Origin of the sequence: Kribbella sindirgiensis, from assembly GCF_004331435.1 — a bacterium.
Lineage (GTDB): Bacteria > Actinomycetota > Actinomycetes > Propionibacteriales > Kribbellaceae > Kribbella > Kribbella sindirgiensis.
The window spans coordinates 266,994-280,113 of the sequence record NZ_SJKA01000006.1; the positions used below are offsets into that span (position 1 = coordinate 266,994).

14 protein-coding genes are annotated in these 13,120 nt (G+C 68.8%); 12 read left to right on the forward strand and 2 right to left on the reverse strand.

Features of this window, described 5'->3' with window-relative positions; genetic code table 11:
- Positions 1-83 precede the first annotated feature (83 nt).
- Positions 84-1,217, forward strand: coding sequence for a serine hydrolase domain-containing protein (locus E0H50_RS19120; RefSeq protein WP_131290206.1), 1,134 nt, complete (start codon positions 84-86; stop codon positions 1,215-1,217).
- Here the strand turns inward: E0H50_RS19120 and E0H50_RS19125 are convergent.
- Together E0H50_RS19125 and pepN are read right to left on the reverse strand one after the other, a co-directional pair.
- Positions 1,214-1,744, reverse strand: a complete 531-nt coding sequence (locus E0H50_RS19125; RefSeq protein ID WP_238151069.1) for a hypothetical protein — start codon at positions 1,742-1,744, stop codon at positions 1,214-1,216. The genes E0H50_RS19120 and E0H50_RS19125 overlap by 4 nt on opposite strands.
- A gap of 86 nt (positions 1,745-1,830) precedes the next feature.
- Positions 1,831-4,404 carry an aminopeptidase N gene (gene pepN, locus E0H50_RS19130; protein WP_131290209.1) on the reverse strand — a complete coding sequence of 858 codons (2,574 nt, stop codon included), beginning with the start codon at positions 4,402-4,404 and terminating at the stop codon, positions 1,831-1,833.
- Between the two features lie 111 nt (positions 4,405-4,515).
- On the opposite strand from pepN, the gene E0H50_RS19135 reads away from it, so the two are divergent.
- The 11 genes from E0H50_RS19135 (at position 4,516) to E0H50_RS19185 (ending at position 13,066) form a co-directional block, all read left to right on the forward strand.
- The gene (locus tag E0H50_RS19135; protein WP_131290213.1) at positions 4,516-5,112 is read left to right on the forward strand and encodes a mycothiol-dependent nitroreductase Rv2466c family protein; all 597 of its coding nucleotides are present in this window, start codon (positions 4,516-4,518) and stop codon (positions 5,110-5,112) included.
- An 81-nt stretch (positions 5,113-5,193) separates the two neighbouring features.
- On the forward strand, positions 5,194-5,961 hold the full coding sequence (locus E0H50_RS19140) for a serine hydrolase family protein (RefSeq protein WP_131290216.1): 768 nt from the start codon (positions 5,194-5,196) through the stop codon (positions 5,959-5,961).
- Between the two features lie 10 nt (positions 5,962-5,971).
- On the forward strand, positions 5,972-6,439 hold the full coding sequence (locus tag E0H50_RS19145; RefSeq protein WP_131290219.1) for a ribose-5-phosphate isomerase: 468 nt from the start codon (positions 5,972-5,974) through the stop codon (positions 6,437-6,439).
- Between the two features lie 155 nt (positions 6,440-6,594).
- Positions 6,595-7,422: an Fpg/Nei family DNA glycosylase gene (locus E0H50_RS19150; RefSeq protein WP_131290222.1), complete on the forward strand. Its 828-nt coding sequence runs from the start codon at positions 6,595-6,597 to the stop codon at positions 7,420-7,422.
- A gap of 63 nt (positions 7,423-7,485) precedes the next feature.
- Positions 7,486-8,580: a PP2C family protein-serine/threonine phosphatase gene (locus E0H50_RS19155; RefSeq protein ID WP_131290225.1), complete on the forward strand. Its 1,095-nt coding sequence runs from the start codon at positions 7,486-7,488 to the stop codon at positions 8,578-8,580.
- Positions 8,581-8,697: 117 nt separating this feature from the next.
- On the forward strand, positions 8,698-9,720 hold the full coding sequence (locus E0H50_RS19160; RefSeq protein WP_131290228.1) for a hypothetical protein: 1,023 nt from the start codon (positions 8,698-8,700) through the stop codon (positions 9,718-9,720).
- Between the two features lie 188 nt (positions 9,721-9,908).
- Entirely contained in the window at positions 9,909-10,895 is a 987-nt protein-coding gene (locus tag E0H50_RS19165) for a hypothetical protein (RefSeq protein WP_131290231.1), read from the forward strand.
- Positions 10,896-10,924: 29 nt separating this feature from the next.
- Positions 10,925-11,656, forward strand: coding sequence for a class F sortase (locus tag E0H50_RS19170; RefSeq protein ID WP_131290234.1), 732 nt, complete (start codon positions 10,925-10,927; stop codon positions 11,654-11,656).
- Between the two features lie 11 nt (positions 11,657-11,667).
- On the forward strand, positions 11,668-12,129 hold the full coding sequence (locus E0H50_RS19175) for a hypothetical protein (protein WP_238151070.1): 462 nt from the start codon (positions 11,668-11,670) through the stop codon (positions 12,127-12,129).
- A 17-nt stretch (positions 12,130-12,146) separates the two neighbouring features.
- Positions 12,147-12,575, forward strand: coding sequence for an SRPBCC domain-containing protein (locus E0H50_RS19180; RefSeq protein ID WP_131290237.1), 429 nt, complete (start codon positions 12,147-12,149; stop codon positions 12,573-12,575).
- 47 nt (positions 12,576-12,622) lie between these two features.
- Positions 12,623-13,066 (forward strand): nitroreductase family deazaflavin-dependent oxidoreductase, encoded by a 444-nt coding sequence (locus E0H50_RS19185; RefSeq protein ID WP_131290241.1) that lies wholly within the window; start codon positions 12,623-12,625, stop codon positions 13,064-13,066.
- Positions 13,067-13,120: the final 54 nt, after the last annotated feature.

Below are 13,120 nucleotides of genomic sequence, written 5' to 3' on the forward strand. Positions count from 1 at the left end.
ACCCTCACAGGTAGCGTTCGCGCTACCACTGTCCGGGTTCAGAGGCGATGGTCGTCGCACGGCAGCGCTGGAAGTCTCGTGGCATGAAACGCCTATCCACTGTCCTCGCGCTGACCATGACACTCGCACTCTCCGTCGTACCGTTGCCCGCCGTCGCGGGGCGGTCGACGCTGCAGCGGGACGCCGACGCCGTGCACGCGGTAGGAGTGACCGGAGTGATCGCCCGGGAAACAACGCCGTACCGGACGCGAACGGTGGTGAGCGGCGTCGGTGAGCTCCGTGGACGTTCGCCCCGGCCGGACGGCCGGTTCCGGATCGGCAGTACGAACAAGGCCCTGGTCGCGACCGTGGTCCTGCAACTCGTCGCGGAGCAGCGCATGCGCCTCGACGACTCGGTCGAGACGTGGTTACCGGGCCTCGTCCAGGGCAACGGGTACGACGGCCGCCGGATCACAGTCCGGCAGTTGCTGCAGCACACGGCCGGCATCTACGACGGCAACTTCCCGAACATCGAGAACGCACAGCAGTACTACGAGCGTCGGTACACGATCCACACCGAGGAGGAGATCGTCCGTGCGGGCCTCAGCCACCCGCCGGAGTTCCAGCCGGGCAAGGGCTGGAGTTACTCCAACACCGGCTACGACCTCGCCGGTCTGGTGATCAAGGCGGTCACCGGACGGACCTGGTACGACGAAGTCGACCGGAGGATCGTCCGTCCGCTGGGCCTGCGCCACACGTACTTCCCCGGCACCGACCCGCGGATCGCCGGGCCGCACGCCCACGGGTACACCCGGTTCACGGCCGGCGAGTACACCGATACGACCGAGCTGATCGACGCGGACGCGTCCGGCGGGTACATCTCGACGGTGAAGGAGCTGGACACCATCGTGCGGGCCATGTTCGACGGACGGCTCCTGCGGCCTGCGCAGCTGCGGGAGATGATGCGGACGGTTCCGACCGACGGCAGCGCGGACGAGTTCTGGCCGAACGCGCGCTACGGTCTGGGTCTGTTCTCCCGCGATCTGCCGTGCGGCGGGACGGTGTGGATTCCGAGCGGCGACCAGATCGGCTACAAGACCCGCACCGGCGTCACGCCCGGCGGCCGCCGCAGTGTCGTCGTCTCGATGTCGACCCAGCTGAACGACTCGATGCCTGCCGCGATCGGCCAGGAGAAGGCCGCCAAGCAAGTTGTCGACAACGCCCTCTGCCAGAACTAGGTGCCGGAGGGGATGCCGTCGTGTTGTGGTTTGGGGCGGGTGTCCAGGGCGTCGTCGAGCCAGGAGTCGACGTCGACGTCGCCGGACAGGATGTGCTTGACGTACGCCGTGCGCTCGTGGCTGAGCACCTCCAGCTCCCATACGCACGGGGCGGCGCCGATCGGTGCCGGCCGGAGGTCGTCGACGTCCATTCCGCTGAAGATGCTGAGCCGGGACTGGAAGTCCTTCGCCCAGCTCTGCACCACCAGGTAGATGCCGTCGTCGCCGAGGTGCAGGACGACGACGCCGAGTCCGACGGACCCCATCGCGTCGTCGAACTCGAGCTGTCGAGTGGCCGTGCTTCGAGCGAGCTCGACCATCTGGTCGTCCCATTGCCGGCCGCGCGCTGTGACGACGTACGGCTTGACAAGGCGGTTTGCGTAGCGCCAGGGCATCAGCGGGGTGACGGGGCGGGGTCGGTACGCGTCTGCGAGTCCGGTCAGCGCTACAGCTGCCGCACCGGCCAGGGCGGGGTCAGAGGCGGGCACCACCCCAGTCTTACCGCACGCCGGGTCCTTACGTCCGAAGAAGTGGCGAGACGTCTCACCACTTCTTCGGACGTAACGGTTGATGGTTAGGCGACGTTGTCCTGCGCCTGCGCCGCGATCGCGCGGGTCAGGTCGGCCTGGGCCTCGGTGACGTACCGGAGCGTCGGAGCGTCGACGGACGACGACTCCACGGCCAGCCAGCCGGTGAGCGCGTCCAGTGCCGCCTGGTCGGCCAGGTGCCGTGGCGACAGGTAGACCAGCACGTTCTCGCCCATGGACGAGCCCAGCCGGGTGTACACGTCCTTGGCCGCGTTCAGGTACTTGTCGACGTACGGCCGCAGCAGGTCCTCCTGGCCGGGCTGCTGGAAGCCGAGGATGGTCCGGAACTGGGTCTCGTTCGGAGTGTCCTCGGACTCGACGGCGATCCGCCAGGCCTCTTCCTTCGCCTCCACGGTCGGCCGGGCGGCACGGGCCTGGGCGGCCCGCTCCTGACCGGTGATCGTGGTGTCACGGGTGAGCTCGTCGTCGATCTCGTCCGCACCGATGCGGCCGAGCCGGGACAGCGCCACGATCAGCGTCCAGCGCAGGTCGGTGTCGACGACCAGGCCCTCCGGCAGGTCGCGACCCTCCAGCCAGCCGGCGAGCCGGTCGGCACCGCCGTCCGAGAACACCGCCGAGCTGTAGGCCCGAACGAACGCGAGCTGGTGGTCGCTGCCCGCCTCGGAGCCGGCCACGAGACTCGCCAGCTCCTCCTCGAACTGCGCGCGCAGGGCGGGCCGGTTCTGCGGGGCGGCGTACTGGTTGATCGCGCTGCTCGCCTGGTTGAGCAGGGAGCGGACACCGGTCAGGTCGGTCTCGGCCCGGATGCCGCGCAGCACGATGCCGACGTACTGGCTGGCCGGCATCTCGGCATCCCTGGTCATGTCCCACGTCGAGCCCCAGGCGAGTGCCCGCGGCAACGACTCGGTGAGCTGGTCGATCGACTCCACCAGCGTGGCCCGCGACCGCTCGTCCAGCCGGATCTTCGCGTACGTGAGGTCGTCGTCGTTCAGCAGCACCAGGTCCGGCTGGGTCGCGCCGGTCAGCTCGGGGAGCTCGGTCCGCGGCCCGTCGATGTCCACCTCGAACCGCTCGGTCCGGACCAGACCCTCATCGGTACGCCGGTACAGGCCGACCGCGAGCCGGTGCGGCCGCAGGACCGGGAACTTCTCGGTCGCGGTCTGCTCGATCGCGAACGAGGTGAAGGCGCCGGTGGAGTCGACGGCGAAGTCGGCGCGCAGCGTGTTCACGCCGGCGGTCCGCAGCCACCGCTCGGTCCAGTCGTCGAGGTCGCGGCCGGACGCCTTCTCCAGCGGCTTCAGCAGGTCGGTCAGCTCGGTGTTGCCGAACGCGTGGTCGTGGAAGTACTCCTTCAGCGCGGTGACGAAGGTTTCCTCACCGACGAACGCGACCAGCTGCCGCAGCGTCGACGCGCCCTTGGCGTAGGTGATGCCGTCGAAATTCACCTCGACCGCGTGGAAGTCGATCATGTCGGCCGCGATCGGGTGCGTCGACGGCAGCTGGTCCTGCCGGTACGCCCAGTTCTTGCGGGCGTTGCAGAACGTGGTCCACGCGTCGGAGTACTTCGTCGTCGCGACCACCTGGGCCCAGTGGCTGGCCCACTCGGCGAACGACTCGTTCAGCCACAGGTCGTCCCACCAGGTCATCGTCACCAGGTCGCCGAACCACATGTGCGCCAGCTCGTGCAGGACGGTGTTGGCGCGCGCCTCCAGCTCCGCGTGCGTCGTACGGCTGCGGAACAGGTACTCGTCCCGCAGCGTCACACAGCCCGCGTTCTCCATCGCGCCCATGTTGTACTCCGGCACGAAGGCCTGGTCGTACTTGTGGAACGGGTACGGCGTACCGAACGCCTCCTCGAACAGCGCGAAGCCCTGCTTGGTGACCTCGAACAGGTCCTCGACGTCCAGCGCCTCCTTCAGCGACGGACGGCACAGCAGCGACAACGGGTACGTCCCGTGCGGACCCTCGTACACGTCCGTCACGACGTGGTACGGGCCGGCCACGACCGCGGTGATGTACGTCGAGATGCGCTCGGTCGGCGGGAACTCCCAGCGGGCCAGCTCCTCGCCGTTCTCGCTCAGGTACGGCGTGGGCTCGGGCGTCGGGGCGTTGGAGATGACGACCCAGCGGGCCGGCGCGGACACGGTGAAGGTGAACGGGGCCTTGAGGTCGGGCTGCTCGAAGGTCGCGAACACCCGGCGGGCGTCCGGCACCTCGAACTGGGTGTAGAGGTAGGTCTCCTTGTCGGCCGGGTCGACCGAACGGTGCAGCCCTTCACCGGTCCGCGAGTACAGGCAGTCCGCCGCCACGGTGAGCTCGTTGCGCTCCGCCAGCCCGTCGAGCTGGATGCGGGCGCCGTCGTACACCACGTCCGGGTCGAGGGCGACGCCGTTCAGCGTCACCTCGCGGACCGTGTCCGCGATCAGGTCGGCGAACGTGCTCGCGCCGGCGGTGGCCGCGAACGTGATGGTGGTCACCGACGGGTACGTCGGGGCGCCACTCGGGGCGTTGGCCAGATCGAGCTCGATGGCGTAACTCACGTCACTGACCACGCCCGCACGGGAACGCGCCTCGTCGCGCGTCAGGTTGGTTCCAGGCATGTCGGCATCCTATGCACCTGGCTGACGGGTTGGCCGAGGGATTACCCCCGACATTGGGTATTGGATACCGAGTCGGTATAACCGTTCCTTCAACTTTGTATGATGGTGAATATGACTGCCTCTGCAGATTTCTGGTTCGACCCGGCCTGCCCCTGGGCCTGGATGACGTCCCGCTGGATGCTCGAGGTCGAGCAGGTCCGCGACGTGACGACGACCTGGCACGTGATGAGCCTCGCCGTCCTGAACGAAGACCGCCGGGAGCACGACGCCGACTGGCTGCGCCTGCTCGGCCGGGTCCGGGTGCTGATCGCCGCCGAGCAGGCGCACGGCAACGAGGTCCTGCTGCCGCTCTACACCGCTCTGGGCCGCCGGATCCACAACGAGGGCCGCGGCGGCCAGGACGACGCCGTACTGGTCGAGGCCCTCGAGGAGGTCGGCCTGCCGGCCTCGCTGATCGAGGCGGCCGACACCGACCGGTACGACGACGCGCTGCGGAAGTCGCACCACGCCGGCATGGACCAGGTCGGCATGGAGGTCGGTACGCCGGTGATCGCGGTGGAGGGCACCGCGTTCTTCGGTCCGGTGGTGACGCCCGCGCCCAAGGGTGAGGCGGCCGGCAAGCTCTGGGACGGCGTCCGCCTGGTGGCCGGCACCGAGGGCTTCTTCGAGATCAAGCGCACCCGGGACCGCGGCCCGATCTTCGACTGACGGTTCAGGGGTTGAACTGTCCCCGTCCGAACGGTGAAAGTTACTCACTCAGGAATCCGTCCAGTCGTGAGTAGGTTTCAGATGATCTTGCCCCAGACCCTGACCGCCGGCATCGCCGTGTTCGACCGCGAGGCAGGGCAGTTCGTCCACCAGCAGGACGCCGACCGGCAGTTCCGGTCGGCGTCGGTGGTGAAGCTGCTGATCGCGCTGGACTTCTTCTGGGATCGCGGCCCGGAGTACGACGTACCGCCCGCGGACCGCGAGCGGCTCGACGTCATGCTGCGGAGCAGTGACGACGACGCAGCGAGCTACTACTGGGAGCGGCTCGGCGGTGCGGCCATCGTCGACCGCATGGTCGAGCGGCTCGGTCTGACCCACACGGCCGGACCCCCGGCCAGCCACCCGGGCTTCTGGGGGTACGTCGCGCTCACGGCCGCCGACACCGTGCGGATCTACCGCTACGTGCTGGAGGATGCTCCGCTGCCTGTGCGCGAGTACGTGATGGGGCAGCTGCACCAGGCGACCCGCCACGGCACGGACGGCTTCGACCAGTACTTCGGGATCGCGTCGGTCTTCGAGACCGGCTACAGCATCAAGCAGGGCTGGTCCGGGTTCCACGGGTCCAGCGGCTACCGGTCCGACAAGGCGAAGCCGCAGTCCGTGGTGGACCTGGTCAACGACGCACTGCACACGACCGGGACCGTCGGGACGGACGACCGGAGCATCGTCGCGGTGTTCACGCTGCACCCGAGCGGTACGCCGTACGAGCAGGCCTATGCCGCTGTGACGCGGCTGATCGCGGGCCTGACTGTGCCGGGCGGCGTACGCGTGCTGACGGCTCACAAGTAGATTGCGGCCCATGCGAGTGCACATCGGCTCCGACCATGCCGGCTTCGAACTGAAGAACCACCTGGTGCAGCACCTGACCGCTGCCGGGCACGACGTCGTGGACCACGGTCCTCACGCGTACGACGCCGTTGACGACTACCCGCCGTACTGCCTGCGCACCGGACAGGCGGTGGTCGACGAGCCGGGCAGTCTGGGCATCGTGATCGGTGGCTCGGGCAACGGCGAGCAGATCGCCGCGAACAAGGTGAAGGGCGTCCGGGCAGTGCTGGCCTGGAGCACCGACACCGCACGCCTCGGCCGCGAGCACAACAACGCCAACGTGATCAGCGTCGGCGCCCGGATGCACTCCGAGGACGAGGCCGCCGGTTTCGTCGACACGTTCCTGGCGACCGACTACTCCGGCGAGGAGCGGCACACCCGCCGGATCGAGATGCTGTCCGCCTACGAGTCGACCGGCGAGCTCCCGCCACTGCCCTGATCGTCCCGCTTGTCCGCGTCGGTCTCCGGCAGCACCGGCCGGCGCACAACGGGCCGACGGGGCCGCGACACGTCACGAGCCCGCATACTCCGCGCCGTACCGACCACGGCCGGCGTGGGTGCCTTGGAACCACCTGTCGTCCCCACAGAGGAATTATGCCTGAAGGTCATACGCTGCATCGGTTGGCGAACGATGTCTGGGACGCGTTCGGGGGGCGTTCGGTGCGGGCTTCCAGTCCGCAGGGGCGGTTTGCCGAGGGGGCTGCGTTGCTCGACGGGCATCTGTTGCGTCAGACCGAGGCCCACGGCAAGCACTTCCTCGCCGACTTCGAGGGGGCGGGGTGGCTGCACATCCATCTCGGGCTGATCGGCAAGATGGACATCTCGCCCGCACCGGTGCCCGAGCCCGTCGGCCAGGTCCGGCTCCGGCTGCAGAACGCCACGTCGTACGCCGACCTGCGCGGCGCGACCGTGTGCGAGGTGATCACCGATGAGGAGCGTGACCGGCTGCTCGGCCGGCTCGGTCCGGACCCGCTGCGCGATGACGCGGATCCGGACCTGGCATGGAACCGCATCCACCGTAGCAAGCTGCCGATCGGTCAGCTGCTGATGAACCAGGACGTGCTCAGCGGCGTCGGCAACGTGTACCGCGCCGAGGTGCTGTTCCGGGCCAAGCTGAACCCGATGACACCGGGCAACGTGGTGAAGAAGCGCGAGTGGCAGGGCATGTGGGACGACCTGCTCGCGCTGATGAAGTACGGCGTGGAGACCGGCCGGATCGACACCGTCGCCGACGACCACACGCCGGAGGCGATGGGTCGTGACCCGCGCCGGGACGACCATGGTGGTGAGGTGTACGTGTACCGGCGCCAAGGGCAACGGTGCTACGTCTGTCAGTCGGTGATCCGGACGAAGATCCTGGCGGGTCGTAACTTGTTCTGGTGTCCCAGATGCCAACGAACAGGGCTCACTCGCAAGAGCTGAAAGCCATCAGTTGTGTTGCGAATTGATGCGCGGACCGATCGGTACCGTTATCTTCTTCACACCATGAGGAAGAGCGGCGGTCTTGCGCTGGTACGACGCATCGGCCGCCGGGTCGAGGCGCTGGGTCGTCGTGCCCGGCGTTCGCACCGGGCGGCGTTCGTCGCGCTGGTGCTGGTGCAGCTGGTGATCTCGGTCGCGAGCGACATCTGGATGACCTTGGTGCCGGCGTCCTTCCTGATCGTTCCGCTGGTGGTCGGCGGCGTTCTGCTGCAGTTCGGCGAACTGGTGGCACTGACCGGGATCACGACGGCGTTCGGTGCGTACGTCGTGCTCTCGCGGGGCATGACGCTGCCCCGGATCGGCTTCGTCCTGGTGCTCCTGGTCGTCGGCTGGATCATGATCACCAGCGCCAAGGTGCGCAGCCGGCTGGGGGTCGCCGGCACCCGGAGCGAGTCGATGCTGATGGAGTTGCGGGACACGCTCACCGCGCAGGGGCTGATTCCGCAGTTGCCCACCGGCTGGCGGGTCGAGGTCGCCATCCAGTCCGCCGGCGGGTCGACGTTCTCCGGCGACTTCGTGGTGTCGACGATGCACGACGACCTGCTCGAGGTCGCGCTGGTCGATGTCTCCGGCAAGGGCATCGACGCGGGCACGCGCGCCCTGCTGCTGTCCGGTGCGTTCGGCGGTCTGCTCGGCGTCGTACCGGTGGAGGAGTTCCTGCCGTCGGCGAACCGGTACCTGCGGCGCCAGGACTGGGATGACGACTTCGCGACCGTGGTGCACGTCGTGCTGGACCTGCGGACCGGCGACTTCGACGTCCGGACGGCCGGGCATCCGCCGGCGATCCAGTTCGACGCGTGGTCGGGGCGGTGGCAGACGCGGGACACCGACGGGCCGCTGCTCGGGCTGATGGAGGCGCCGGAGTTCGAGGTGAACCACGGGCTGCTGAAGCTCGGGGACGCGTTGTTCCTGTACAGCGACGGGATGGTCGAGACGCCGCGGCAGGACATCGGCCGCGGCACGGACCGGCTCGCGGGCTTCGCGGAACGGTTGGTGGGGCAGGCGTTCCTCGGGGCGGCCGACGCGTTGGTCGCCTCGGCCGGCGGGTCGGGTGACGACTCCGCGATCGTCATCATCCACCGCCTGGCGCATGCCTGAGGCAACCAAGTCTCTCGTTGTCAAGTGGCCGATTCGTTGACTTGGGCAACGAGAGGGCCATACTGGCGCTGAGATGTCAGCCCGGGCTATGACCACCGGCGAGACAGGGGACTGGGGATGCATGTCAAGGGGGTTCGCGCACAGGCGGCCGGAATTGCGGCCGCGGCTGGAGCGCTCACGGTTCTGATCGGTGCCGCCGCGATGTTCGTGCGGCCGGGGGCGGTGCCCACGGCGGTCGCCGCGCCGCCGGGGAACAACGGGACGATCAAGATCGACGGGGTCGAGGTCGGCGACAAGCCGCCGGAGAACAACCCGCATCAGGGGTGTTCGTTCACCGTCGAGTTCTACAACTACGAGCAGGGGCCGTACAGCGCGCGGGTGATCTTCCAGGACCAGGCGCCGACGACCGACGGTGGGTTGCAGGTGGTGTCCGGGGATCTGTCGCCGTTCATCGGCGGGGATGCCGCGGGTGGTGGCAACGACCTGGACGCGCGGGTCGTGTACACGCTGAAGTTCACCGGGCAGCCGCATCCGGTCCAGGGCTACCACGTGAAGGTCACCATCCACGCCGACGGCTCGATCGGCAACGACACCAAACACAAGGTCTTCTGGGTCAAGGGCTGCGACGCCCCACCCCCGACCACACCCCCGACCACACCCCCGACGACGCCGCCGACCACGCCACCGACGACCACGCCACCGACGACGCCGCCCACGACGCCGCCGACCACACCTCCGACGACGCCGCCGACCACACCTCCGACGACGCCGCCAACGACGCCTCCGACCACACCGCCGACCACGCCACCTACGACGCCGGCGAGTACGCCGCCGACCACGGTGCCGCCTGGCACTCCGTCCAGCACGGTGCCCAGCAGCGTGCCGGTGACGACGCGGCGGCCGAGTACGCCGGTGGCGAGCTCGACGACGGCGGTGCCGACGCAGACCACGACGTCGACGAGTACCGGCGTACCGACTGCTGTGGATGCCGGTCTGCCCGGTCCGCCGACCAGTGCGGTCGCGGCAACCACCGACGGCCGAACCACTCAGACGGGCGGGATTCTGATGACGCTCGGAGGCATGCTCCTCGCGGGTGGCGCGATGGCCTCGCTCCGCCGCCGCGGCCGCCACGCCGGCTGACCCGGCAACGACCGAACCGCACGCGGACGGTCAACGATCCACCGTGCATGTTGTCCACAGGCCCCGCCACGAGGGCCTGTGGACAACTGTGCAGGACACACGCCCAATCGTTACCGAACGAACTTGACTGCTGTAACGAAACCGAAATACTTCTCTAGGTTTATCCCTGCACTCGTTCGAGGACGGACATGACCCAGACGGGCGTTCGCTCCCGGGCCGCCGGCATCTTTGCCGGCGCCGGAGCACTTTCCTTGCTTCTCGGCGCAACGGCACTGCTCGTCGCGCCTTCGGCCAACGCCGACCAGACCGGCGGCCACAACCCGCCCGGCAACAACGGCACCGTGAAGATCGAAGGCGCCGACATCCAGAGCGGTCCGCCCGACAACAACCCGCACCAGGGCTGCACGTTCACCGTCGAGTTCTACAACTACGACAAGGACGACTCGTACAAGGCCAAGGTGACCTTCGAAGACCAGGCGCCGACGGCGGATGCCGGCCTGCAGGTTGTCTCCGGCAACCTCAACCCGTTCATCGGCGAGGACGCGGCCGGCGGCGGCACCGACCTGGACGCCAGGGAGGTCTACACCCTGAAGTTCACCGGGGAGCCGCACCCGCAGCAGGGCTATCACGTGAAGCTCACCGTGAACGCGCCCGGCTCGATCGGCGCCGACAAGAAGCACAAGGTGTTCTGGGTGAAGGGCTGCGACTCGACGCCGCCGACCACGCCGCCGACGAGCCCGCCGACCACGCAGCCGACGACGACGCACACCCCGCCCACCACACCGCCGACGACGCCGCCGACCACCACGGACACGCCGCCGACGACCACCGACACCCCGCCGACCACCACGGACACGCCGCCGACGACGACCGACACGCCCCCGGCGAGCCCGTCGGAGACGCCGTCCTCGCCGGGTACGTCGACCAGCCCGTCGGAGACGCCTCCGCCGGCCACCGAGTCGACGCCGGCCTCCGACGTACCGAGTGACACTCCGACGGTCGGTGTGCCGACCGAGGTCGACGCCGGCTTCGGCGGTCCGGACGCCAACTCGGTTGCCGGTAGCAACAGCCCGTTCGGTCTCGCAGGTGGTCTGTTGCTCGCGGCCGGCGGCGCGATGCTCGCCGGTGCCGGGGTCGCCGCGCTCCGTCGCCGCGGGAAGCACAGCATCTCGTAAGGAAGCAGAGCGTCTCGTAAGGTCGTGACATGAGTTCTGCCCGTCGACGCGGCCGCCCTGCTCCACTTCGGTGGAGTGGGGTGGTCGCGCTCGTGGGTGTCGGCGTCCTCGGGACCGGTGCGTACCTGCAGTTCGGCGGCGACGAGCGGGCAGGAGCGGCACCGTCCTCGGCCGGTCCGCCCACGTCGACCCTGCCGGCCGCCTCCGCGGTTCCAACACCCACGGCAGCCCTGGGCAAGCCCGGGGGTGCAGCAGTTCCCAAGCCGTCGACCAGCCCCAAGTCGACTAGCCCCAAGTCGTCGACGAGCCGTACGGCGCCTGCGCGCGCCGGCAAGCCGACGGGTATCAGCATCCCGCAGCTGGGCGTGACCGCTCCCGTCCTGGCGATCGATGCCGTCCGTGCCGCGTTGACCCCGCCGTCCGATGCTTCGAAGGTCGGCTGGTGGTCCGCCGGCGCGCAACCGGGCAGCAAACGCGGGTCCGCGGTCATCACCGGCCATACGGTGCACAACGGCGGCGGCGCGTTCGACAATCTCGACAAGCTCGTTCCCGGATCGACGGTGCGGGTGTCGACATCCCGCGGTCAGGTCCAGTACCGGGTCGCCACTGTGACGACGTACCGGAAGGCCACGCTGGCGAAGCGTGCCGCCCAGTTGTTCGACCAGAGTGTTCGCGGGCGGCTCGTGCTGGTGACGTGCGAGGACTGGAACGGCGAGATCTACCTCAGCAACGTCGTCGTCGTCGCCCTGCCGATGGCGTAGCCTGCTCCGTCGTGACGATCGATGGGCTGGGCGACGCGTTCGGCGCGGCTGCGGATCGGGCGGCGCCGGAGGTCTCGTTCGAGGAACTGGTCGCGCTGATGCCGGAGACGTTGCGGGAGGTGTTCCCGCCGTACCGCTGGCAACTCGGGAAGCTGTGGGAGCTCGATCTGAAGGTCGAGCCGGTCGAGATCGCGGACCTGGTCTGGATGTTCGACCTGCCGCTGTGGCAGCTCGAGGGCGAGCGGTTCAAGGTCACACCGCATCAGGTCGCGGAGACGCCGATGAACTTCCGCGCGCACTACCAGCGGGTGATGGACGCGGATCTCGACTTCCCGATCAACCTGGTCGCGTACCGCGGCCGGCTGGTCGTGCTGGACGGCGTCCACCGGCTGCTGAAGGCGCACTTCCTGCGCCGCCGGTGGATCGAGGCGACGATCGCGACCGCGACGCAACTGCGGTCCTGCGCCGTGTGAGGGGGAGGATGGTCGGCATGGACAGCGTGGACAGCGTTGAGCGTGAGGTGTACGTCGAGGCTCGGCCGGAGACCGTGTGGGCCGCGGTGACGCAGCCCGAGGTCTTCTCCCGGTGGTACGCGTTCGGCGGCGCGGAGATCGACCTGCGGCCGGGTGGGCGGCTGGTGATGCGGTGGGACGAGCACGGTGAGTTCTTCGGGTTTGTGGAGAAGGTCGAGCCCGGCCGGCGGTTCGCCTTCCGGTACGCCGTCGATCCCGGAGTGGAACCGGCGCCGGGCAACGCGAACCTGGTCGAGTTCACCCTGACTCCGGAAGGCGAGGGGACCCGCCTGCTGGTCGTCGAATCCGGCTTCGACCGCCTGGACACCGAGCAGGATCCCGACCAGTCGGCCCAGGCCTGGGGCAACGCCCTCACAGCGCTGACCGATCTCGCTCCGACGCTCTGACACGCCGGGGGTATCGATGTTGATGTGTCACCATTATGATTGGTGACATGACATCGAACGTTGACGACGAGTACGCGCCGAGCACCGCCGGCTGGGTGCGGGACCAGGTCGAGAAGGTCACCGCGGCAGGGACGACCGACGCGGTCGACATCATGGGGATGAGGGTGGTGCTGCTGACCATGCGCGGCGCCAAGTCCGGCAAGATCCGGAAGGTCCCGCTGATGCGGGTCGAGCACGACGGCGTGTACGCCGCGGTCGCCTCGCTCGGCGGCGCGCCCAAGAACCCGGTCTGGTACTACAACCTCAAGGCCGACCCGAAGCTCACCCTGCAGGACGGCGAGACCACCAAGGAGTACGTGGCCCGCGAGATCGAGGGCGCGGAGTACGACGAGTGGTGGCCGCGGGCGGTAGCCGCCTACCCGCCGTACGCCGAGTACCAGACCAAGACCACCCGGAAGATCCCGCTCTTCCTGCTCGACCCGGTCAACTAAGTCCCTGCAAAGATCTCGCCCCGGATGACGGTCGGTCACCGGGGCGGGACCAGG

Coding starts and splice junctions, on each gene's coding strand:
- E0H50_RS19120 (WP_131290206.1), top strand. CDS start 84: ATGAAACGCCTATCCACTGTCCTCGCGCTGACCATGACACTCGCACTC.
- pepN (WP_131290209.1), bottom strand. CDS start 4,404: ATGCCTGGAACCAACCTGACGCGCGACGAGGCGCGTTCCCGTGCGGGC.
- E0H50_RS19135 (WP_131290213.1), top strand. CDS start 4,516: ATGACTGCCTCTGCAGATTTCTGGTTCGACCCGGCCTGCCCCTGGGCC.
- E0H50_RS19140 (WP_131290216.1), top strand. CDS start 5,194: ATGATCTTGCCCCAGACCCTGACCGCCGGCATCGCCGTGTTCGACCGC.
- E0H50_RS19145 (WP_131290219.1), top strand. CDS start 5,972: ATGCGAGTGCACATCGGCTCCGACCATGCCGGCTTCGAACTGAAGAAC.
- E0H50_RS19150 (WP_131290222.1), top strand. CDS start 6,595: ATGCCTGAAGGTCATACGCTGCATCGGTTGGCGAACGATGTCTGGGAC.
- E0H50_RS19155 (WP_131290225.1), top strand. CDS start 7,486: ATGAGGAAGAGCGGCGGTCTTGCGCTGGTACGACGCATCGGCCGCCGG.
- E0H50_RS19160 (WP_131290228.1), top strand. CDS start 8,698: ATGCATGTCAAGGGGGTTCGCGCACAGGCGGCCGGAATTGCGGCCGCG.
- E0H50_RS19165 (WP_131290231.1), top strand. CDS start 9,909: ATGACCCAGACGGGCGTTCGCTCCCGGGCCGCCGGCATCTTTGCCGGC.
- E0H50_RS19170 (WP_131290234.1), top strand. CDS start 10,925: ATGAGTTCTGCCCGTCGACGCGGCCGCCCTGCTCCACTTCGGTGGAGT.
- E0H50_RS19180 (WP_131290237.1), top strand. CDS start 12,147: ATGGACAGCGTGGACAGCGTTGAGCGTGAGGTGTACGTCGAGGCTCGG.
- E0H50_RS19185 (WP_131290241.1), top strand. CDS start 12,623: ATGACATCGAACGTTGACGACGAGTACGCGCCGAGCACCGCCGGCTGG.